This is a genomic window from Agrobacterium bohemicum (genome assembly GCF_001562555.1).
GTDB lineage: Bacteria > Pseudomonadota > Alphaproteobacteria > Rhizobiales > Rhizobiaceae > Agrobacterium > Agrobacterium bohemicum.
Genome location: NZ_KQ961023.1, coordinates 227,836 through 249,423 on the forward strand (window position 1 = coordinate 227,836; position 21,588 = coordinate 249,423).

Below are 21,588 nucleotides of genomic sequence, written 5' to 3' on the forward strand. Positions count from 1 at the left end.
CGGCTTGCCTTTTGACATGAGACCATCAAAATAACGATTGGCCGCGACGCGGCCATCTTTCGTTTCAGGGTAAGGGAGAAAGGCCGAATGAAAACCGTGTCTGTCGACCTGCGCTCCTATCGCGGCGAAACGCCTAACGAACGCCATGCCTTTGTGCAAATCGTTCTTCCCGTTGCCGGGCACCTCAAAATCGATGTATGCGGCCTTCAGGAGAGATTGTCGCGGACGAAAGGTGTGCTCGTTCACAGACATACCTCCCACACGCAGATGAGCATTGTCCCGAACCTCTCACTGATCGTAGACCTGGACGAACAAACGATATCTGATCAAATCCTCGACAGGTTTTCATCAAATCCCTTTATCGAGCTCAGTCCACGCACGAAAAAGCTCGCACAGTATATGCATGATATGATGCAGGCGGGTGAACGGGATGCAAAGGCTGGCCAGGCATGGGCACCGATCCTTGTCGCAAGTCTGGGGGATGAAAACCCCGATGTGATTTCCAGAGTGTCTGTTCTGAAAGCGCTCGTCGAAATCGACCCCTTCATGCCGTGGAGCCTCGAGCGCATGGCCGATCATGCGGATATCAGTGCGAGCCGACTGCATGCGGTCTTCCGTGAGAAGTTCGATGAAACGCCGCATGTGTGGCTCTCCGATATCCGCATGAAGAAGATATGTACGCTTCTGGCAGACACATCGCTCCCGATCGCGCAAATTGCCGACGCGGCTGGTTTCTCGGACCAAACCGCTCTTACGCGCGCGATGAAGAAAGCCAAGGGGGTAACACCCGCCGTATATCGCCGGGAATTCTCGGTCCTGCCGCAGTAGTTTATGTCAAGACAGCCCCTCGCCGCCGTGGCAATCAGCGCCAGGCAACGAGTGGACATCACATGAACAAGACAGGACTGGGCGTTTTTTACGGCATGCTGGCAGGCGCGCTTTGGGGCGGAATTTTTCTGGCTCCTAAGCTGATACCTGACGGCTTTACGCCGTTGCAGCTTTCAACCGCGCGATATCTGACATTCGGCGTCGTGGCATTTATTCTGATTGCCCCGAAAATCCGTCGCGTTGCGTCGCGTTTCGGCAAGGCGGAATGGATTGCGCTCGGTTGGCTGAGCCTCATTGGCAATATCGTCTACTATTTTTTGATCTCGACCGCGGTACAGCTTAGCGGTGTGGCCTTCACTTCCATCATCATCGGTTTTCTACCAGTCGCCGTCACCATCATCGGCAGCCGCGACCATGGGGCGGTATCCTTGAGACGGCTGTGGCCATCGCTTTTCTTCGGAGCAATCGGCATTTTCGGCGTCTCGTGGCAATCATTATCTGAAGGGCAAGGTGGTTTCGATCTGACCAGAATCATCGGCCTTGCCTGCGCTCTCGGCGCGCTGGCCTCATGGACAGCGTTTGCGGTCGGAAATGCTCGCTGGCTGACGCGCCTGCACGATGTCAGCGCCGACGAGTGGAACCTGATGACAGGCGTTGTCACCGGCGGACTAGCCCTGACGCTCGCTATCCCCGCTTATGGCTTCAGCACAGATGTTCATGCAAGCGATGACTGGCTGCAATTCGCATCCGTCGCGGTTGGCCTCGGCATCTCCGCCTCCATCTTCGGCAACGCGCTCTGGAACCGCATGAGCCGCCTGCTGCCGCTGACCATGGTCGGGCAGATGATCCTGTTCGAAACGCTGTTTGCCCTGCTCTACGGATTCATTTGGGAACAGCGCGGGCCGACGCTGATCGAGTGTATTGCGATTGTTTCGGTGGTCATGAGTGTGCTGCTGTGCATGCAGGCGCATCGGCCTGCGAAGGTGCATGAGTGAGTCTGAGGCTTGGATCGCCTCGGTCGTCATCCTCGGATCAAGCCCGAGGATGATATTTCACGGTAGTATGGCCCTCGCGGCAAATCAGCGGCGTTTCCGCCTCTCACTCAGCAGCAGCCAGCAACTTCCGCTCGCGATTGGCGCGCAACCGCTCAAAATCATCGCCCGCATGGTGCGAAGAACGCGTCAGCGGGCTGGATGCCACCATCAGAAAACCTTTGGTGTAGGCAATCGTCTCGTAGGACTTGAACTCTTCCGGCGTCACATAGGCTTCGACCTTGTGGTGCTTGCGGGTTGGCTGGAGGTACTGGCCAATGGTGAGGAAATCGACGTCTGCGCTGCGCAGGTCGTCCATCAACTGCAGCACTTCGTTACGCTCTTCGCCCAGCCCCACCATGATGCCCGACTTGGTGAACATGGTCGGGTCCAGCTCCTTTACGCGCTGCAAAAGTCGCACGGAGTGGAAGTAGCGCGCGCCGGGACGAACAGTGAGATAGTTGCCGGGCACGGTTTCCATATTATGGTTGAAGACATCGGGCTTGGCGGCCACGACACGTTCCAGAGCGCCAGGCTTCTTCAGGAAGTCGGGCGTCAATATCTCGATGGTCGTGTTTGGCGAAGCGGCGCGGATGGCCCATATCACCTTTTCGAAATGTTCGGCACCACCGTCGGCTAGATCGTCGCGGTCCACGGACGTGATGACGACGTGTGACAGACCCATCTGCTTGACGGCCTTGGCGACGTTTTCCGGCTCGAGCATATCGAGCGCATTTGGCTTGCCGGTGGAGACGTTGCAGAAGGCGCAGGCGCGGGTGCAGATTTCACCCATGATCATAAAGGTGGCGTGCTTCTTTTCCCAGCATTCGCCGATATTCGGACAGCCGGCTTCTTCACAAACTGTCACCAGCTTGTGGGAACGCACCAGTTCGCGCGTCTCATGGTAGCCCTTAGATGTCGGCGCCTTGACGCGAATCCATTCGGGCTTGCGCATGACTTCGGTATCGGGACGATGCGCCTTCTCCGGGTGGCGAATGCGCTTTTCGTCCTGCGATGTCCTGTCGAGAATAGTGACCATAGAAACCTGCTTCTACCGCTTTAAACGGTTTAACGCCTGACGAGCTTGGCGAGAAATAACAGAAGGCTCGCGCCCAAGAAAGATGTGACGAAATATCCGAGCCTGCTATCCTGCACGAACACATCAAATGTGCGCAGCACAGCGACTGCCACGACCGAGCCTACGATGCCAAGAACGATGTTCATGAAGACGCCAAAGCGCATATCCATGAGCTTGCCCGCAAGCCAACCGGCCAAACCGCCGATGATGATTGCCGCTATCCAGCCTACACTTTCCATCCGTTATTCCTTTCGTCAGGCGATCAGTCTTGCGATGAGCGTTACGATGATGGCGCCCACCGTCGCATGGATGATCTGCACCACCAGCGCATTCTCGATACCGAGCGATATTCCAAGCGCGTTGAACAAATAACCGCCAACGAAGGCACCTATCACGCCGCTCAACAGGCATCCGATCAACCCGCCTCCGCCAACAATAAGGCTGGCGAGAAAACCGGCAACAAGGCCGATCAGCAGGAAGATGACCCAGGCTTCAGTTGCAATCGACATGAGTGTTCTCCTTTGCAGTCACTCCACTAAAGATTGGGAGCGACCGAGGTATTTATCAAGCGTTCAGCACGCGACCATAGGCATCGAGCACGCTTTCCTTCATCATTTCTGACAGGGTTGGGTGTGGGAAGATGGTGTGCATCAACTCTTCTTCGGTCGTCTCCAGGTTCATGGCGACGACAAAGCCCTGAATGAGTTCGGTCACTTCTGCGCCCACCATGTGCGCGCCGATCAACTCGCCGGTCTTTTTGTCGAAAATGGTCTTCACCATACCCTGATCTTCACCCAGCGCGATGGCCTTGCCGTTGGCCGCGAAGGAGTAGCGACCGACGCGGATTTCGCGGCCCTGCTCCTTGGCTTTGGCTTCCGTCAGGCCAACCGAAGCGACCTGCGGGTTGCAATAGGTGCAGCCGGGAATCTTCAAACGGTCCATCGCGTGAACATTCGGCAGACCCGCAATCTTTTCGATGCAGATCACACCCTCATGCTCGGCCTTGTGTGCCAGCATTGGCGGGCCAGCGACATCGCCTATGGCGTAGAGACCAGCGATATTGGTCTTGCCGTAGCCGTCGATCACCACGCAACCGCGATCCGTCTTGACGCCAAGCGCTTCCAGACCGAGATTCTCTATGTTGCCCTGCACGCCGACAGCCGAAATCAGGCGATCTGCGGTGATCTTCTGGACCTTGCCGTCCTTGGTTTCCACATGCGCCGTAATCGAGTCGGAACCCTTTTCGACTTTGGACACCTTGGCTTCGGTGATGATCTTCAGGCCACGCTTTTCAAGCTGCTTGCGGGCGAAGGCGGAAATTTCCGCATCTTCCACCGGCATGACATTGGCCATCAGTTCCACGACCGTCACATCGACGCCCATGGAGCGATAGAAGGAGGCGAATTCGATGCCGATAGCGCCGGAACCCATAACGACGATGGATTTTGGCATGAAGTCCGGCTTCATCGCTTCGAAATAGGTCCAGATCAGCTTGCCATCCGGCTCGATGCCGGGCAGTGCGCGCGGACGTGCGCCGGTGGCAACGATGATGTGCTTGGCGGTGTAGGTCCCCTCACCCAGAACGCCCTTCGGAACAGGGTTTTGCGGCTGGACGATGGGCTTGGAAATCTTGCCGACGACGATTTCGTTCGCCTTGGTCAGCTTCGCCTCGCCCCAGATGACGTCGATCTTGTTCTTCTTCATCAGGTAGGCCACGCCGCCATTGAGGCGCGCGGACACGCCACGCGAACGGGCGACGACTTCCTTCACGTCGGCTGTGATGGTGCCTTCCAGTTTCAGGCCGTAATTCTTGGCATGGTTGGAATTATCAAGAACTTCGGCGGAGCGAAGCAGCGCCTTTGTGGGAATGCAGCCCCAGTTCAGGCAGATGCCGCCCAGATGTTCACGCTCGACGATAGCCGTCTTCAGGCCAAGCTGTGCCGCACGGATGGCCGTGACGTAACCGCCCGGACCCGAACCGATGATGATGACGTCATAAGACTGAGCCATGTCTGTTTCCTGTCTTTGCTTCTTGAGGGCGAAACATGGTCGCCGCCTCAATCAATTTATTTTAAAGTCCAAGCATCATGCGAACGACGGGCTCGAGGCCTCGTCCGATTGCACGCGTATTCTCTGCATCCAGATGGACGCCATCAACCGGTGTGGTGACAGCAACGGATGCCGCATCAAAGAAGCCGCAGCCCTTTTCATCCGCCAGATCCCGGTACAGCGAACCCATCATCTGTGATTGCTCGATGGCATTGACGAACATCGCCGCAAACATTTCATTGCCCGTTTCGCAAATATGTGGCGCGGAAACGAGCAGGATTTCAGGCTGCTCATAACCAAATGGCCAGGCGTGCTGGCGAACCAGTGTCACAAGGCGCTCGACGCCCTTCACCGCGCCAACGGCAGACCCCGGGCCGATGCCCCGCTTCAGATCATTGGTGCCGAGCATGATGATGACGAGATCAACCGGACCATGGCTATGCAGCAGCGTTGGCAAGATGCGCGCGCCATTGCGGTCGCAGTCCGAAAGATGATCGTCATAAGCTGTGGTTCTGCCGTTCAGCCCCTCGGCGATGACATTGACCTCGGTGCCCAGCGCCTTTTGCAAGACGCTCGGCCAACGATCTTCAAAGGCATGACGGCCAAGATTCTCGGCGTCGAAACCCCAGGTTAGACTGTCGCCATAGCAAAGAACGGTTTTCGTCATGTCAGCCTCGCGAATGGAGCGAGCCGAAAACCGTCAACCGGTTTCCGGCTCAGCATTTTTTACACCAGCATGCCCATCGGGTTTTCGATGTAGCGCTTGAAGGCAGATGCGAGTTCTGCACCGAGCGCACCGTCGATGACGCGGTGGTCGAAGGCGAAGGTTGCGGTCATGACCGTACCCACTTCGATCTTGCCGCCGCGAACAACCGGCTTCTCGACGCCAGCGCCGATCGACACGATGGATGCCTGTGGCAGGTTGACGATCGACGTGAAGGAAGAAACGCCGAACATGCCGAGGTTGGACACAGATGTGGTGCCGCCTTGGTATTCCTCCGGCTTCAGCTTCTTGTCACGGGCGCGCTTGGCGAGATCCTTGACCTCGTTGGAGATGGCCGAGAGGGTCTTTGTCTCGGCATTCCGCACGATTGGCGTGATCAGACCATCCGGGATCGACACGGCAACACCAACGTCCGCGTGTTTGTGCAGAACGCGGGCCGTAGACGTCCAGGAAGCATTCGCCATAGGAACGTCACGCAGTGCAAGCGCCATCGCCTTGATGATGAAGTCGTTGACGGAAAGCTTGAAGGCCGGAACCTCGCCCTTTTCAGTCTTCTTCACCGGTGCAGACGCATTGATCTCGGAGCGCAGCTTCAGCATCGCATCGAGTTCGCATTCCATAGAGACCGTGTAGGAAGGAACGGTCTGCGTCGACTCGGTCAGGCGCGAAGCGATCGTCTTGCGCATGCCGTCATGCGGCAGCAGCTCGTAGGAGCCTTCCGCAAACAGCTTGAGCACGTTCTCGTCCGAAGGACCCTTGGCAGGCGCCGGAGCCGAAGCGCCAGCGGACTGAGCGGTCGCCGGAGCAGCCTTGGCTCCGCCAGAAGACACGGCCTTCTCAACGTCGGTCTTCACGATACGGCCATGCGGACCGGAGCCTGATACAGCCGACAGGTCGAGACTGGCTTCTTTTGCCAGACGACGCGCCAGTGGAGACGCGAAGATGCGCTCGCCGGAGTTGGAAACAGGCGCTGGTGTGGAAGGTGCAGCACCCTGATCGGCAACTGGCTTTTCAGCCTTTGCCGTTGCAGGCTCGCTCTTGTCTTCCTTCGGTGCTTCGGCCTTTGCGGCTTCCTGCTTTGGAGCTTCGGCTTTCGCCTCTGCCTTGGCAGGAGCGGCATCGCGACCCTTGGCAGCTTCCGCCACGTCTTCGCCTTCACCGGCCAGAATGGCGATCACGGCATTGACCTTGACGCCTTCGGTGCCAGCGGCAACGAGGAGCTTGGCAATGGTGCCCTCGTCCACGGCTTCCACTTCCATGGTCGCCTTGTCGGTCTCGATCTCGGCAATCACGTCGCCGGGACCAACCTTATCGCCTTCCTTGACCAGCCACTTGGAAAGATTGCCCTCTTCCATGGTTGGGGAAAGGGCAGGCATTGTGATGTTGATAGGCATGACTAGCCCTCCGCCCAAATGAGATTATACTGTTCCAGCTCTTCAGGATTTTCCGTCAGCGAACTTAGCTGCGACGGCGAAACTTCGATATATCCCGCAACATCACTCAGCCAATCGCTCACAGCGCCGATGACGCCGATATCCTCACGCGGGACACCGGCGACGACATCGCCCTCGCCGTCATTGATCACAGCCCAGAAGACGATACGCTCGAACTGAGGCGCGTCCTTTGATCCTAGAACACGATACCAGTTTTCACCGGCCGGGAGGATGTGTTTGATTTTACCCAAATTCTCCTCCTTCATTTGTAGCAAACGGTTTTGACGGCCTGAATGACTTCGCCGACATTCGGCAGAGCCAGCTTCTCAAGGTTTGCGGCGTAAGGCATCGGAACGTCCTTGCCGGCAATCGTCAAAATCGGCGCATCGAGATAGTCGAATGCAGCGCGCTGCACGCTGTTGGAGATGAAGTCACCAACCGATGACTGCGGGAAACCTTCCTCGACAATCACCAGACGGCCCGTCTTCTTGACGGATTCGATCACCGCTGGCAGATCCATCGGACGGATGGTGCGCAGATCGATCAGTTCGACATCGATGCCTTCCTTCTCGAGCTCGGCAATGGCCTTGATCGCGTAAGTCATGCCGATACCGAAGGAAACGATGGTTGCATCCTTACCCTTGCGGTGGATGCGTGCCTTGCCGATTGGCAGCACGAAATCATCCATCTTCGGCACTTCGAAGCTCTGGCCGTACAGAATTTCGTTTTCAAGGAAGACGACCGGGTTCGGATCGCGGATAGCGGCCTTCAGCAGACCCTTGGCGTCAGCAGCCGTATACGGCATGATGACCTTGAGGCCCGGAATATGGCTGTACCATGCGGCGTAACACTGCGAGTGCTGTGCGCCAACGCGGGCAGCGGCACCCGAAGGACCACGGAACACCATCGGTGCGCCCATCTGACCACCGGACATGTAGAGCGTCTTGGCGGCAGAGTTGACGATCTGGTCGATGGCCTGCATGGCGAAGTTGAACGTCATGAATTCAACGATGGGACGCAGACCCGTCATCGCCGCACCGACGCCGATACCGGCAAAGCCGTGTTCGGTGATCGGCGTATCGATAACGCGCTTGTCGCCGAATTCCTGCAGCAACCCCTGGGTAATCTTGTAAGCGCCCTGATATTCGGCGACTTCTTCACCCATGACGAAGACTTTTTCGTCAGCGCGCATTTCTTCAGCCATGGCATCACGAAGCGCTTCACGCACCGTCGTCATAACCATTTCCGTGCCTTCCGGAATATCCGGGTCGGCTGCAACTTCGATCTTCGGTGCAGCGGGAACCTTGGCGGCTTCCTTCTTGGCAGAAGGCTCTTCGGCAGCTTCGCGGGTCTTGCCGCCAGCAGCGTCCGAATCGGAGCTTGCTGCTTCTGCCTTAGGCTCTTCTTTCTTAGGAGCAGCGGACATGGCGTCTGCGCTTTCGCCGTCCTGAAGCAGGATGGCGATTGCCGTGTTGACCTTGACGCCTTCGGTGCCGGCTTCGATCAGCAGTTTGCCGATGGTGCCTTCATCCACGGCTTCCACTTCCATGGTCGCCTTGTCGGTTTCGATCTCGGCAATCACATCACCAGACGTGACCGTGTCACCTTCCTTCTTCAACCACTTGGAAAGCGTACCTTCCTCCATGGTCGGGGAAAGGGCGGGCATAAGAATTTCTATAGGCATGATGTCTCCTTACCCCGGATCAGAGCAGAATGTCGGTGTAGAGCTCGGATACATCCGGCTCCGGATCGTTCTGGGCAAACTCCGCGCTGTCGGCAACGATGTCACGAACATCCTTGTCGATTGCCTTGAGTTCTTCCTCAGTAGACCAACCATTTTCGATCAAACGTGCCTTGACCTGCTCGATCGGGTCATGTTCGGCACGCATCTTCTGCACTTCATCCTTGGAGCGATATTTCGCCGGGTCGGACATGGAGTGACCGCGATAACGATAGGTCAGCATTTCCAGAATGATTGGACCCTTGCCGGAACGGCAATGTTCAAGCGCTTCATCTGCCGCAGCCTTGACGGCGCGAACATCCATGCCATCCACCTGCATGCCCGGAATACCGAAACCGGTGCCGCGCAGCGAGTAGTTGGACTGCGCCGTGGCGCGGGCTGTCGATGTACCCATGGCGTAATGGTTGTTCTCGACGATATAGATGATCGGCAGTTTCCAGAGAGCTGCCATGTTGAAGCTCTCGTAAACCTGGCCCTGGTTGGCAGCGCCATCACCGAAATAAGCGACGGAGACGCTGTCATTGCCACGATACTTGTTGGCGAAGGCAAGACCGGTTCCGAGCGAAACCTGGGCGCCGACGATGCCGTGGCCGCCGTAGAAATGCTTCTCCTTGGAGAACATGTGCATGGAGCCGCCCTTGCCCTTGGACAAGCCGCCGCTACGTCCGGTCAGCTCAGCCATCACGCCGCGCGCACTCATGCCAGCAGCCAGCATGTGGCCGTGGTCACGGTAAGCGGTGATGACCTGATCGCCTTCCTTCTGCGACATGTTCATACCTACAACGACAGCTTCCTGCCCGATGTAGAGGTGACAGAAGCCACCGATGAAGCCCATGCCATAAAGCTGGCCAGCCTTTTCCTCGAAACGACGGATCAGCAACATCTCGCGATAAGCGTGCAGCTCTTGGTCTTTACCAAAGTCCGGCGTGTTCTTGCCGGTGAATTCCTTGGTGGCTGTCTTTGCCGTAGTCTTGCGGCCGGATACGGTCGCGGTTTTTCGCGGCGCCATTCATCCCTCCCTGAGTTGCCATTAGAATGGTTGGATTGGGCGCACCATATGCAAGAAAAGGAAAAGCAGCAATGCCATAAACGCATGGCTCATATTCTGCCTAAGTCGCTGTGAATAAATTAAAAAAGTCGATTAACTGAAATTAAGTTAATCAGAAATATGTATTCATGATGACGATTTCGTCCGCGCGCGACATATTGAGCTGATAACGCGAGATTTCATCGATCATGTCCCGCTCAAGCGAGCCATCGCTCATCAATTCCACTTGCCGCTCCAGGGCGACACGGGCTTTGGTCAGCTTTGCAAGCTCGGCCGTCCTGGCAATACGTTGACGCTCCAACTGCTCGGTCGCCTGGAGCCCGAAATCACCATGGATGGAATGATATCCGAAATAGGAAAGGAAGGCGACGGTAATTGCCGGAACGACAAGACGGCCAAAACGTCTTTTCTTGTGATGCTTGGTCCACATACTCTGAAACAGCCTTAAAACGCGTTACTTGCTTCACCATAGACGCATTTGCTTAACCATCCGTTGACCTTAAATCCTCCGCCAATCGCATCGCACAAAAAAAGGCCCGCCGAAGCGAGCCTTTTTAAATATCGCGATGCAGTATCAGCCGCGCAGGATAGAGCGACCAGCATAAGCCGCCTGCGGACCGAGCATTTCTTCAATTCGTATTAACTGATTGTACTTGGCCAGACGGTCAGAACGCGAAAGGGAGCCCGTCTTGATCTGTCCGCAGTTGGTTGCAACCGAAAGATCGGCAATTGTCGAATCTTCGGTTTCGCCCGAACGGTGCGACATAACAGCGGTGTAGCCAGCCTTGTGAGCCGTCTCAACAGCATCGAGCGTTTCTGTCAGCGAGCCGATCTGGTTGACTTTTACGAGGATGGAGTTGGCAACGCCCATCTTGATACCGTCACGAAGGCGCGCGGAGTTGGTGACGAAAAGATCGTCGCCTACGAGCTGAACCTTGGAACCGATCTTGTCGGTCAGGTACTTCCAGCCGTCCCAATCGTCTTCGGCCATGCCGTCTTCGATGGAGATGATCGGGTATTTGGCTGCCAGTTCAGCGAGGTAATCCGCCATGGCTTCAGGTTCCAGCGTACGGCCTTCGCCTTCCATCTCATACTTGCCGTTCTTGAAAAATTCAGTCGAAGCGCAATCGAGAGCAAGTGCGACGTCGTCGCCTGGCTTGTAGCCAGCTTTTTCAACAGACTTCATGATGAAATCGAGCGCTTCAGGGGCGCTTTTCAGACCTGGAGCGAAACCGCCTTCATCACCGACGTTCGTATTGAAACCCTGAGCCGACAGTTCCTTTTTCAGTACATGGAAGATTTCCGCGCCGATTCGCACAGCGTCACGGATATTTTCCGCGCCGACCGGCATGATCATGAATTCTTGGAAATCGATCGGGTTGTCGGCATGCGCGCCGCCATTGATGATGTTCATCATCGGAACCGGCAGCAGATGCGCATTTGGGCCACCAACGTAGCGGTAGAGCGGCAGGCCAGTTGTTTCGGCTGCAGCCTTGGCAACAGCGAGCGACACGCCGAGAATGGCGTTGGCGCCGAGGCGAGACTTGTTCGGTGTGCCATCCAGTTCGATCAGAGTGTTATCGACATGAATCTGGCTTTCGGCATCGAAACCACCAAGAACGTCGAAGATTTCCGTGTTGACGGCCTCAACTGCCTTCTCGACACCTTTACCGAGGTAACGCTTGCCACCATCGCGCAACTCAACGGCTTCATGCGCACCTGTCGAGGCACCCGATGGAACGGCCGCACGGCCGAAGGAGCCGTCTTCCAGATAGACATCGACTTCAACAGTCGGGTTACCACGGCTGTCGAGGATTTCGCGTGCGATGATGTCGGTAATGGCTGTCATGATCTCTCCCTTGGGACTGGAACAGTTTTTTCAGCTGCCTGTCTTAAAGCGCATCCCGAACACTGTGAAGCGCTTTTCGGATTGGCTGCGCGATAAAACCGGTCGCCAGAGCTGCGAGTCGATTGAATGTCTTCAGTTGCTGTAGACGATGCAAAAGAAATTACAATGACAGCGCCCACTCAATGTGCCGGTTTTAGATAAAGGCCGATTGGGGCCAAAACCGGTCAGGCGGCTTTGGCGATGTCGTCGAAGGCCAACAGCTTCTCAAGAAGCTTCGGCATATCCTTCAAGTGAACCATGTTGGGTCCATCTGACGGAGCGTTGTCCGGATCTTCGTGCGTTTCAACAAAAAGACCCGCGATACCGACCGCGACAGCCGCCCGGGACAGCGTTTCCACGAACTCACGCTGACCACCGGTCGACCCACCCTGCCCGCCCGGTTGCTGTACGGAGTGGGTCGCATCAAAAACGACGGGCGCGCCAAGCGATGCCATGATTGGAAGTGAACGCATGTCGGACACGAGTGTGTTGTAACCGAAGGACGCGCCACGTTCACACAGGAGAACGTTCGGGTTTCCGCTTTCATTCAGCTTCGCCAGCACGTTCTTCATGTCCCATGGCGCCAGAAACTGGCCTTTTTTGACGTTTATGACGCGACCGGTTTTCGCGGCCGCGACAAGGAGGTCAGTCTGACGACTGAGGAAAGCCGGAATCTGTAGAATATCAACCACCGGCGCAACGATGCCGCACTGCTCTTCCGTATGAATGTCCGACAGCACGGGAAAACCAAACTGCGTCTTCAGCTCAGCAAAAATCTCCAACGCCTTATCGATGCCGATGCCGCGTTGGCCGGAAAGCGACGTACGATTGGCCTTATCGAAAGACGATTTGTAGACTAGCCCGATCCCAAGCCTGCTGCATAGTTCCGCGAGCGTTTCTGCAATCATGAACGCGTGGTCGCGGCTCTCCATCTGACACGGTCCGGCGATCAGCGAGAAACGTTCGGTATTGGCAAACGACACCGCCTTGGAGCCCTGCCCCGCCACAACTTTCAGATTGTTCGTCACACTCATCGTCTTCCCTCAGCATATAGCGGACGGTCTCGATGGCGTGCCACCGAAATAATCCCAAATCTGTATTGGGCATGCACTTAGCAGCAAGCTGTGCCGGAGTCACTGTCGAGGATATTCATGACGACTCCGGAATACGAATTTAATCATCCGAAAACGCTTAAATGAATTTGACGGAATTTTAAGGGATTGCAGAACACATATGGAACATATAGTGTTCGTTCTGTATTTGTTTCACGAATCTCCGCCTCGAATCTCCAAGGGTGTTTCTTCATGCTCACGCGCAAACAGCAGGAATTGCTTTTATTCATTCATGAGAGAATGAAGGAGTCTGGCGTGCCTCCATCTTTCGATGAAATGAAGGATGCACTCGACCTAGCTTCGAAGTCAGGCATCCATCGGTTGATCACCGCCTTGGAAGAACGTGGTTTTATTCGCCGGCTACCGAATAGAGCCCGCGCATTGGAAGTTATCAAACTTCCCGAATCATACTCTCCTCGAGCTAAACCGCAGCGTGGCTTTTCTCCGAGCGTTATCGAAGGTAGTCTGGGCAAGTCGAAGCCAGCGGAGCCAATAGCGCGTCCCGTTGCCACCAACGACAGCCTGTCCAATGCCGTGAGTGTCCCTGTGATGGGCAGAATCGCTGCTGGCGTGCCTATTTCTGCGATCCAGAACAACACCCACGACGTTGTCGTTCCGATGGATATGCTGGGCTCGGGCGAACATTATGCACTGGAAGTCAAAGGCGATTCGATGATCGAAGCCGGGATTTTCGACGGCGATACCGTTATCATTCGCGACGTAAACACCGCAAATCCGGGCGATATCGTCGTCGCTCTGGTCGACGATGAAGAAGCGACCTTAAAGCGGTTTCGGCGCAAAGGTGCATCTATCGCACTAGAGGCTGCAAACCCTGCCTACGAGACCCGCATTTTCGGGCCTGACAGAGTAAAAATTCAAGGCAAACTCGTTGGACTGATCCGCCGGTACCATTAAGAGTGTAAAGGCAAGCTTGAGCCTGATTTGCCCTTTTTTAACTTCAATCGAGCGGCTCCGTTTATCGTCATTATGATTAGGCGCCCAGCGACGGGTCGTGGCCGCGTTCAGCAATTCATTACAGCAACAAAACTTCTTTTTTTGTCTTCGGCGGCCTCCAACTTGTTATCCGGGTAATCATTTTTTAGATTGGCGACTGGAGTTCGATGGTCTTTGCCGAATTGGCAAGATGATTGGTAGCCCTCGCTTAATTGACTCTTTTGAAATTTGCTTTGAGTACAACCGAGGCTGTCCATCAAATAGTTTGATAAGCGTCATCGTCTCGACCGTCTGGATCATGCGGTATTCTCGCGCTAGGCATGCTGGGTAACGAGGGGAAATGCCATGTATGATCTTTATATAGCCAATAAGAATTATTCTTCGTGGTCGCTGCGACCTTGGGTTTTGATGAAAGAACTTGGGATTGCGTTTGACGAAAAGCTCGTGAAGTTTGGAACATCGAACGACAATTTTCTGGATTTCTCTCCTACAGGCAAGGTTCCATGTCTTGTCGAAGATGACCTAACTGTTTGGGATACGCTCGCAATCGCAGAATATTTGGCAGAACGCCACGATGGTGTATGGGCATCCGACGTCAAAGCGCGCGCATGGTCTCGCTCGGCCTCTGCCGAAATGCACTCCGGCTTTCAGAGCCTGCGCAATGAACACCCGATGACCGTCGGCTTGCGTATTCGTCCATCGGCAATCAATGAGCCTTTAATGAAGGACATTTTACGTATCGATGCGTTGTGGCGGCAAGGTCTGTCCTCGTTTGGAGGCCCATTTCTGGCGGGAGAGAAATTCACCGCTGTTGATGCGTTTTATTGCCCGGTCGCGTTCCGTTTCCAAACCTATAACACGCCGCTGTCGGTGGAAGCAGACGCCTATAAAAACCGGCTACTTTCACTACCTGCGATGCAGGAATGGCAAGACGCAGCCTTGCTGGAAACATGGCGGGATGCTGGCCACGAAGCTGAGGCCGGGGCAGTCGGAGAGTGGACGGAAGATCTGCGCGCAGAATAACGCAGAGGCGAACGCAGCTTTTTAGCATGGGTTACGGAAGACGGTGTCGACTGCGGCACGTAGCAGTTACACCCCCCCGTTTCTCCGTCAACGCGCTAAGGTTGGCGAGACAACATCTGCTCAATGTGAGCTGGAAGCTTTTGAGTGAACTCTCTGCTGCGCCAGTCGTAGCTGCGATGCATGCTCCATGAGCGGTTCTGACCATGCATCGCAGCACTTGCCCTCGCAACGGGTTCACCTTTGAAACCAAGCCAGATTTCCATGGAGCCGGTGCGTCGCAATGTTTCTTGAGTGATCAGAACTGCACCGGATCGACACGTCTCTAAGGATGTCCTGCGTGTGATAACGACGACGTCGGCAACATCGCATGCCGTGCCAGTCAGCGCCGTGTTGGAGACCACGGCGACAGTTACGCCGGTGCTCGACTTTCCCGCGCACCACATGTCTTTGCGGCAGGTGAAAATATTCATGTCTGCCGATGCTGCCTGCATCTCCTTCTTCATCTTCGATTTATCGAGGTCGGTCAGGCCGATAACACGGGATGATGAAGCATCGGTTCCAACACCATCGTCACCATCAGGTGACGTCAAACGCTCCAGCATTTTCGGCGGAATGTGACGCCCCGGTAGAGGCACCGCTCTTTCCCATTGCTCATAGACAAAACCGGAGGCGCGGGATTTGGTGGTCGCAACAGTGTCTTTAGACGTCAATGCCACAAGAGAACCGTCTTCGAAGATCAGCAGATCCGGCTTGTTGCGCGCCTGCTCCGTTACGAGTATGACGAACCCCGCTATTATGAATGGCAAGCCTATCAGGGCAAGCCGTGTCCGTAGAAGCGCCAAGAGCAGAAAGCCAGTGGTCGAGACGGCCAGAAACCACCCGTTCTGGCGTCCAATCGTCGCGTCTCCTCCCCAGCTAGACACTGTATTGGCAACCTCGATCACCATAGCCATGCCATAGCCCATAACCTTGATAAACGGAGCGTCGAGACCAAACGGCATCAACAACATGCCGACCAGAGCAAACGGCATGACAATGAGCGACATGATTGGCATCGCCGCCAGATTTGCAGCAAGCCCATAAGTCGTGATCCGGTGAAAATGTTCGATCGAATAGATCGCGGTCGAAATGCCACCGATCAGTGAGGTGACCACCACACCGCCGATGATCGTCGTGGCCTGTCCGCCCAGCGATAACCACCATGGCGGGCGAGCGATCACGAAGCGCTCTCTTGCCCCGCGCCATCGGCTCCAGAACGCATATCCTGACACCAGTGCGAGCGTGGCGGCAAAGGACATCTGAAAGCTTGGACCCATCACCTCATGCGGCGACAGAACGATGATGACGATGGCCGAGAGTGCGACGTTGCGCATGCTTATCGACGGCCTGTCGACCAGAACTGCGAAAAGCATGATTGACATCATCAACCAAGCCCGTTCCGCTGAGACTGCAAACCCTGAAATGAGGTAGTAGGCAAGTGTCATCAAGAGCGCTGCAAATGCCGATATTTTCTTTACGGGCCAGCGTTGTGAGAAACCGGGAAACAAGCTGAAAGCCATGCGCATTCCCACGAAGAATATGCCAGCGGCCAGCGCCATGTTCAGCCCGGAAATAGCAACGATATGCGCTAGACCGGAAACCCGCAGAGCCTCCATCGTCTCATTGGAAATCGCACGTCTCTCATCGGTGACGATTGATGCGGCAAAGGCACCTGCATCTCCACCGATCAGGTCGCGAATGCGCTGGGCGATGTGGCTGCGAAGCTGGTAAAGCCACGTATCTGCCTTTTGCGCAAGGCTGCCCGAGACCTCATTCAAATCCATGGGGATTGTTTGGGGCGGCCCATAGAAAAATCCCGTAGCACCAATACCGTTGAAAAAAGACGCAAACGCAAAGTCGTTAAGCCCCGGCAATGCGGGGCCGGAGGGCGGAGAGAGACGCGCTTTGCCGGTTACCGTCTGGCCGATGAGAATGGCATCATGGCGGCTTCGGGCCACCAGTGAAATTCGGCCCGGCGGCCTCGTAAGTTCCGGGCTGGACGTGGATTTCAAGGCAACGACGTACCGCCACGATCCCCGTGCATCGAGCTCACGGCGCTCGACGGTACCGGTTATTGTGGTTGTCACCGGCGTATCCAGCATGATGGTGCCTGCCCTACCCGTCTCCCAATCGGCAAGCAGCATGCCGAACAAGAACAAGGCTACGGCCTTCAAAATGGTAGATGTGGGGCTGGAGCGATAGAAGAGAGCGCAGGCCGCGAGAACGACGCAGCCAGCTTCCCAGAGAATGAACCAGCGCGATGGCGTCATCGGCATGGAAAACCAGAATGCGACACCTGCAGCGATAAAAACCGGAATGAACAGAAAATCTTGGCGGTGAGCAATCTCCTCTTCGATGCAAAGCGTGAGCCAAGTTCTCACCCGTGCAAGCGTGCCGCGAGGGGCTCTGTGTCTAGGGTCTTGAGACGGCAGTGTTTGTCTAGAGATGTGCAGCGGCAACAGCAAATCATCGAGTTCCGTTTGCTCAACGAAGCTCTTGTCCGCAGCGCGGAAATGCTGTTTTTCTTTCGCAATGCTCACATACCGGCGCCCCCTGCCGCAGGCATTTAGTTTGCAACCATGAAAAGCGGATTGCAACCACTTGAGCGATTAAGGAAGCATTGACCTAGAATGAAACACGGTGCCCGCGAAATGCCCCATTTCGGGATGTTGTCGTGTCGCAATGCACAATTTGCCTTTTGGATAGCTTGGCTTTAGCGCTCGGATCATATAGCTAAAACGCTGACGCTTAACTGGCTGATGCGTCCCCGCATCGCCTGGATATTTCGGAGGTATGGTATGACGGAAACTAGCGCTACAGTGACACTCGGCGATAAGAAGGTCGATCTTCCTGTCCGAGAAGGCACGATCGGACCAAAAGTTGTCGATATCGGTACACTTTACAAAAATACCGGTACTTTCACCTATGATCCGGGTTTCACGTCCACCGCCTCTTGCGAATCCAAGATCACCTATATCGATGGCGACGAAGGTGTTCTGCTGCACCGCGGCTATCCTATCGAGCAGCTTGCCGAACAGGGCGACTTCCTCGAAACCTGCTATCTTCTGCTCTACGGCGAACTGCCGACAACAGCGCAGAAGAAAGACTTCGATACCCGAGTAACGCGCCACACGATGGTGCACGAGCAGATGAGCCGCTTCTTCACCGGTTATCGTCGCGACGCCCACCCCATGGCCGTGATGTGCGGCACGGTCGGCGCTCTGTCTGCATTCTATCACGACTCCACCGACATTACCGATCCGCATCAGCGCATGGTCGCTTCGCTGCGCATGATCGCGAAGATGCCAACGATTGCGGCGATGGCCTACAAGTACCACATCGGCCAGCCCTTCGTTTATCCAAAGAACGATCTGGATTACGCCTCCAACTTCCTCAACATGTGCTTCGCCGTACCTTGCGAAGACTACAAGGTCGATCCGGTCCTGGCCCGCGCCATGGACCGCATCTTCATCCTGCATGCCGACCATGAGCAGAACGCATCGACATCCACCGTTCGTCTTGCCGGCTCTTCGGGTGCCAACCCGTTCGCATGTATCGCAGCGGGCATCGCATGCCTCTGGGGCCCTGCCCACGGCGGCGCCAATGAAGCAGCGCTTAACATGCTGAACGAAATCGGTTCTGTCGATCGTATTCCTGAATACATCGCCCGCGCCAAGGACAAGAACGATCCGTTCCGTCTGATGGGCTTTGGCCACCGCGTTTACAAGAACTACGATCCGCGCGCTAAGATCATGCAGAAGACGATGTATGAAGTGCTGGAAGCTACCGGTAATGGTGACGACCCCATCATGCAGGTTGCGTTGGAACTGGAAAAGATCGCTCTTTCCGATCCGTATTTCGTCGAAAAGAAGCTCTATCCCAACGTGGATTTTTACTCTGGCATCACGCTGAAGGCTCTCGGCTTCCCAACGACCATGTTTACCGTTCTGTTCGCGCTGGCCCGCACTGTCGGCTGGATCGCACAGTGGAACGAAATGATCGAAGACCCGCAGCAGCGCATTGGCCGTCCACGCCAGCTCTACACCGGCGCGGCAAAGCGCGATTATACCCCGGTTTCCAAGCGCTAAGTTCGGAAAAAGAGATAAATTAAAAAGCCGGGTCCAAGCCCGGCTTTTTATGTTTTCAACAGGCACAAAATCCAACCGCCTCCATTCATTCCGTTAGCGCAAACAGAGGACAGCAATCATGGAAAAGCAGCCAGCCATTCTCGATAGGTCAGACTGGTGCGACGGAGAGGATTTCTGGCAGGGGGAGTTCGAGGGGCGTACCTTTGGCACACAGGCTTCGGTCATGTTCTATACTGTGAACGAGATTGGCAAAGGCACGACACTTCATAAGCACCCCTATGATGAGATTTTCATAATGCGGAAGGGTAATGCGCTGTTCACCATCGGTAATCAGGAAATACGGGCGAGCGAGGGACAGGTCCTGTTCGGACCTGCCAATATTCCTCATAAATACATCAATCTTGGTCCCGGTCCCTTAGAAACAATTGATGTCCACGTTACAAACGTCTTCATCCAGGAAAACCTGGATTGATCCGTATTAATGCGCCGTCATGCCTAGGAATTGCTTCAGCTCGGGTGTTTTGGGAGAGCTGAACACCTCTTCCGGCGGACCGATTTCGTGGACTTTACCTTCGTGCATGAAGACCACGCGAGAGCAGACGTCGCGGGCGAATTTCATTTCATGCGTCACCATGACCAGCGTCATGCCTTCAGCTGCGAGTTCCCGTACAACGGCAAGAACCTCCGACACGAGTTCAGGGTCGAGTGCTGATGTAATCTCGTCGCAGAGAAGTGCGGTCGGCTGCATGGCGAGCGCCCGCGCAATGGCTACACGTTGCTGCTGCCCTCCCGAAAGCTCGTCGGGATAGGCTTCAAATTTGTGCGCAAGACCGACACGTTCCAGCATCTTGCGCGCCAGTGCTTCTGCATCCTGCTTCGGTGTTTTCTTCACCACTTTCTGAGACAGCATGACGTTTTCGCCGACGTTGAGATGCGGAAAAAGATTGAACTGCTGGAAGATCATGCCGACCTTCAAACGAAGCGCTTTGAGGTGTAGTTCGTCGTCGATGAACTGTGCCCCTGCAACAGAGATCGCGCCCGATGAGATTGTTTCGAGGCCATTGATACAGCGAAGAAGCGTTGATTTTCCCGACCCACTCTTGCCGATGATCGCGATCACCTCGCCGGGCTCGATGTCGAGATTGATGCCTTTGAGAACTTCGTTGCTGCCAAAGCTCTTGCGGACTTCAGTGATTTCGATGAGCGACATTTAACTTCCTTTCGAGAATCTGGCTGCTCTTCGACAGTGGCCAGCACAGCGCGAAATAAATGAGGGCAACGAGGCCATAAACGGTGAAAGGCTGGAAGGTGGCGTTGGTGACAATCGTACCGGCTTTGGAAAGCTCCACAAAGCCGATGATCGATGTCACTGCCGTTCCCTTGATGACCTGAACGGCAAAGCCCACGGTTGGCGGGATGGCAACGCGCATGGCCTGCGGCAGGATGACGTAGCGCATCTGCTGCAAGCGTCCCATGCCAAGGCTTGCAGATGCTTCCCACTGCCCCTTATTCACAGCCTCAACGCACCCACGCCATATCTCGGTGAGAAATGCTGCTGCCCAAAGGATGAGCGTCAGCCCCGCTGCCAGCCAGGCTGGAACATCGATACCAACAAGTCCCAGCCCGAAAAAAGCAATGAAGAGCTGCATCAAAAGCGGCGTCCCCTGAAATAGCTCCACATAATATTTGGAGATGACCCGCAGCGACTTCTTCTTTGAAATCCGCATGAACAAAAGGATGAGACCTACTCCAGCGCCGCCGAGAAAAGAAACCAGCGAAAGAAGCACGGTCCAGCGGGCGGATAAAAGCAGATTTCGTAAAATGTCCCAGGTGCTGAACTCAATCATCGTGCGCTCCTTCTGGGAAATATGAAACCGCCGACAACAACAAGCAGTTGCCGCAGCAGAATGGCCAGTGCGAGATAGATGACAGTCGAGACCATATAGGCCTCGAAGGCACGGAAGGTGCGTGACTGGATGAAATTGGCCGCAAAGGTCAAATCCTCAGCGGCGATTTGCGACACCACAGAGGAGCCAAGCATGACGATGACGACCTGGGATGACAGAGCCGGCCAAATGCGCTGAAGCGCTGGCACGAGCACAACGTGCCGGAATGTTTCAAACTTCGTCATCGCAAGACTAGAGCCTGCTTCGAACTGTCCCTTGGGTGTCGCCTGAATACCTGCACGAATGATCTCGCAGCTATAGGCGCCCAGATTGACGACCATGGCGATATTGGCTGCCGTCAATTCGTTGAGTTGCACGCCAAGCGATGGCAGGCCGAAGAAGATGAAAAATAGCTGGATGAGAAATGGCGTGTTGCGGATCATCTCGACATACACGGCAATCGGCGGACGCAGCCATGTTGGCCCCAGCGCCCTTACCCACGCACAGAAAATACCGAGCGCAATTCCCAGAACACCACCAATGGCAATCAACTGAAGCGTGATGAGCACGCCCTTCACGATTGCCGGATAATATTCGAGAAGCCACCCAAACTCGAAGGTGTAATTCACGACGGTTCCTTTCGAAAAAATACAAGGAACCGCGCCC

Annotated in this window: 22 protein-coding genes; 6 read left to right on the forward strand and 16 right to left on the reverse strand. The window is 55.4% G+C overall.

The annotated features are described in order from the left end of the window. The first annotated feature begins 87 nt into the window (after positions 1 to 87). Both ATO67_RS01090 and ATO67_RS01095 read left to right on the forward strand, forming a co-directional pair. A complete protein-coding gene (locus ATO67_RS01090; protein ID WP_067643097.1) occupies positions 88 to 828 on the forward strand; it encodes a helix-turn-helix transcriptional regulator in 741 nt (246 codons plus the stop codon). A 62-nt stretch (positions 829 to 890) separates the two neighbouring features. After that, complete coding sequence (locus tag ATO67_RS01095) at positions 891 to 1,823, forward strand: DMT family transporter (protein WP_067643100.1); 933 nt, start codon at positions 891 to 893, stop codon at positions 1,821 to 1,823. A 103-nt stretch (positions 1,824 to 1,926) separates the two neighbouring features. Here the strand turns inward: ATO67_RS01095 and lipA are convergent, their stop codons facing one another. The 12 genes from lipA to kdsA all read right to left on the reverse strand — a co-directional run bounded on the left by lipA (position 1,927) and on the right by kdsA (position 12,854). After that, positions 1,927 to 2,898 (reverse strand): lipoyl synthase, encoded by a 972-nt coding sequence (gene lipA / locus ATO67_RS01100; RefSeq protein ID WP_067643102.1) that lies wholly within the window; start codon positions 2,896 to 2,898, stop codon positions 1,927 to 1,929. A 29-nt stretch (positions 2,899 to 2,927) separates the two neighbouring features. Further along, on the reverse strand, positions 2,928 to 3,176 hold the full coding sequence (locus ATO67_RS01105) for a GlsB/YeaQ/YmgE family stress response membrane protein (RefSeq protein ID WP_003502608.1): 249 nt from the start codon (positions 3,174 to 3,176) through the stop codon (positions 2,928 to 2,930). Positions 3,177 to 3,191: 15 nt separating this feature from the next. Next, entirely contained in the window at positions 3,192 to 3,446 is a 255-nt protein-coding gene (locus tag ATO67_RS01110) for a GlsB/YeaQ/YmgE family stress response membrane protein (protein ID WP_067643105.1), read from the reverse strand. Between the two features lie 55 nt (positions 3,447 to 3,501). Further along, positions 3,502 to 4,947 (reverse strand): dihydrolipoyl dehydrogenase, encoded by a 1,446-nt coding sequence (lpdA, locus tag ATO67_RS01115; protein ID WP_067643109.1) that lies wholly within the window; start codon positions 4,945 to 4,947, stop codon positions 3,502 to 3,504. Positions 4,948 to 5,008: 61 nt separating this feature from the next. Continuing rightward, a complete protein-coding gene (locus ATO67_RS01120) occupies positions 5,009 to 5,653 on the reverse strand; it encodes an SGNH/GDSL hydrolase family protein (RefSeq protein ID WP_067643112.1) in 645 nt (214 codons plus the stop codon). A gap of 59 nt (positions 5,654 to 5,712) precedes the next feature. Next, positions 5,713 to 7,104: a pyruvate dehydrogenase complex dihydrolipoamide acetyltransferase gene (locus ATO67_RS01125; protein ID WP_067643115.1), complete on the reverse strand. Its 1,392-nt coding sequence runs from the start codon at positions 7,102 to 7,104 to the stop codon at positions 5,713 to 5,715. Between the two features lie 2 nt (positions 7,105 to 7,106). Then, entirely contained in the window at positions 7,107 to 7,394 is a 288-nt protein-coding gene (locus tag ATO67_RS01130; RefSeq protein ID WP_170063903.1) for a hypothetical protein, read from the reverse strand. Positions 7,395 to 7,405: 11 nt separating this feature from the next. Then, positions 7,406 to 8,827, reverse strand: coding sequence for a pyruvate dehydrogenase complex E1 component subunit beta (locus tag ATO67_RS01135; RefSeq protein ID WP_067643120.1), 1,422 nt, complete (start codon positions 8,825 to 8,827; stop codon positions 7,406 to 7,408). A 19-nt stretch (positions 8,828 to 8,846) separates the two neighbouring features. Next, positions 8,847 to 9,893 carry a pyruvate dehydrogenase (acetyl-transferring) E1 component subunit alpha gene (gene pdhA / locus ATO67_RS01140; RefSeq protein WP_067643123.1) on the reverse strand — a complete coding sequence of 349 codons (1,047 nt, stop codon included), beginning with the start codon at positions 9,891 to 9,893 and terminating at the stop codon, positions 8,847 to 8,849. Positions 9,894 to 10,044: 151 nt separating this feature from the next. Next, on the reverse strand, positions 10,045 to 10,362 hold the full coding sequence (locus tag ATO67_RS01145; RefSeq protein ID WP_067643125.1) for an FtsB family cell division protein: 318 nt from the start codon (positions 10,360 to 10,362) through the stop codon (positions 10,045 to 10,047). A gap of 144 nt (positions 10,363 to 10,506) precedes the next feature. Then, positions 10,507 to 11,781 (reverse strand): phosphopyruvate hydratase, encoded by a 1,275-nt coding sequence (gene eno / locus ATO67_RS01150; protein ID WP_067643129.1) that lies wholly within the window; start codon positions 11,779 to 11,781, stop codon positions 10,507 to 10,509. Positions 11,782 to 12,005: 224 nt separating this feature from the next. Further along, a complete protein-coding gene (gene kdsA / locus ATO67_RS01155) occupies positions 12,006 to 12,854 on the reverse strand; it encodes a 3-deoxy-8-phosphooctulonate synthase (RefSeq protein ID WP_067643132.1) in 849 nt (282 codons plus the stop codon). 270 nt (positions 12,855 to 13,124) lie between these two features. Between kdsA and lexA the strand changes: the two genes are divergently transcribed. Beyond that, positions 13,125 to 13,847, forward strand: coding sequence for a transcriptional repressor LexA (gene lexA, locus ATO67_RS01160; RefSeq protein ID WP_067643136.1), 723 nt, complete (start codon positions 13,125 to 13,127; stop codon positions 13,845 to 13,847). A 384-nt stretch (positions 13,848 to 14,231) separates the two neighbouring features. Then, positions 14,232 to 14,909, forward strand: coding sequence for a glutathione S-transferase family protein (locus ATO67_RS01165; protein ID WP_067643139.1), 678 nt, complete (start codon positions 14,232 to 14,234; stop codon positions 14,907 to 14,909). Between the two features lie 95 nt (positions 14,910 to 15,004). Here ATO67_RS01165 and ATO67_RS01170 read toward each other — a convergent pair whose 3' ends face one another. Next, positions 15,005 to 17,488: a ComEC/Rec2 family competence protein gene (locus ATO67_RS01170; protein ID WP_425352171.1), complete on the reverse strand. Its 2,484-nt coding sequence runs from the start codon at positions 17,486 to 17,488 to the stop codon at positions 15,005 to 15,007. A 258-nt stretch (positions 17,489 to 17,746) separates the two neighbouring features. On the opposite strand from ATO67_RS01170, the gene gltA reads away from it, so the two are divergent. Both gltA and ATO67_RS01180 read left to right on the forward strand, forming a co-directional pair. Continuing rightward, complete coding sequence (gltA, locus tag ATO67_RS01175) at positions 17,747 to 19,036, forward strand: citrate synthase (protein ID WP_067643142.1); 1,290 nt, start codon at positions 17,747 to 17,749, stop codon at positions 19,034 to 19,036. A gap of 118 nt (positions 19,037 to 19,154) precedes the next feature. Then, entirely contained in the window at positions 19,155 to 19,508 is a 354-nt protein-coding gene (locus tag ATO67_RS01180) for a cupin domain-containing protein (protein ID WP_067643145.1), read from the forward strand. Positions 19,509 to 19,514: 6 nt separating this feature from the next. Here the strand turns inward: ATO67_RS01180 and ATO67_RS01185 are convergent, their stop codons facing one another. From ATO67_RS01185 to ATO67_RS01195, 3 genes are read right to left on the reverse strand one after another with little or no spacing between them, the layout of a single operon-like run. Continuing rightward, a complete protein-coding gene (locus tag ATO67_RS01185; protein WP_067643148.1) occupies positions 19,515 to 20,246 on the reverse strand; it encodes an amino acid ABC transporter ATP-binding protein in 732 nt (243 codons plus the stop codon). After that, entirely contained in the window at positions 20,224 to 20,883 is a 660-nt protein-coding gene (locus ATO67_RS01190) for an amino acid ABC transporter permease (protein WP_067643151.1), read from the reverse strand. Before ATO67_RS01190 ends, ATO67_RS01185 begins: the two co-directional genes overlap by 23 nt. Continuing rightward, on the reverse strand, positions 20,880 to 21,551 hold the full coding sequence (locus ATO67_RS01195) for an amino acid ABC transporter permease (protein WP_067643154.1): 672 nt from the start codon (positions 21,549 to 21,551) through the stop codon (positions 20,880 to 20,882). Before ATO67_RS01195 ends, ATO67_RS01190 begins: the two co-directional genes overlap by 4 nt. Positions 21,552 to 21,588 lie beyond the last annotated feature (37 nt).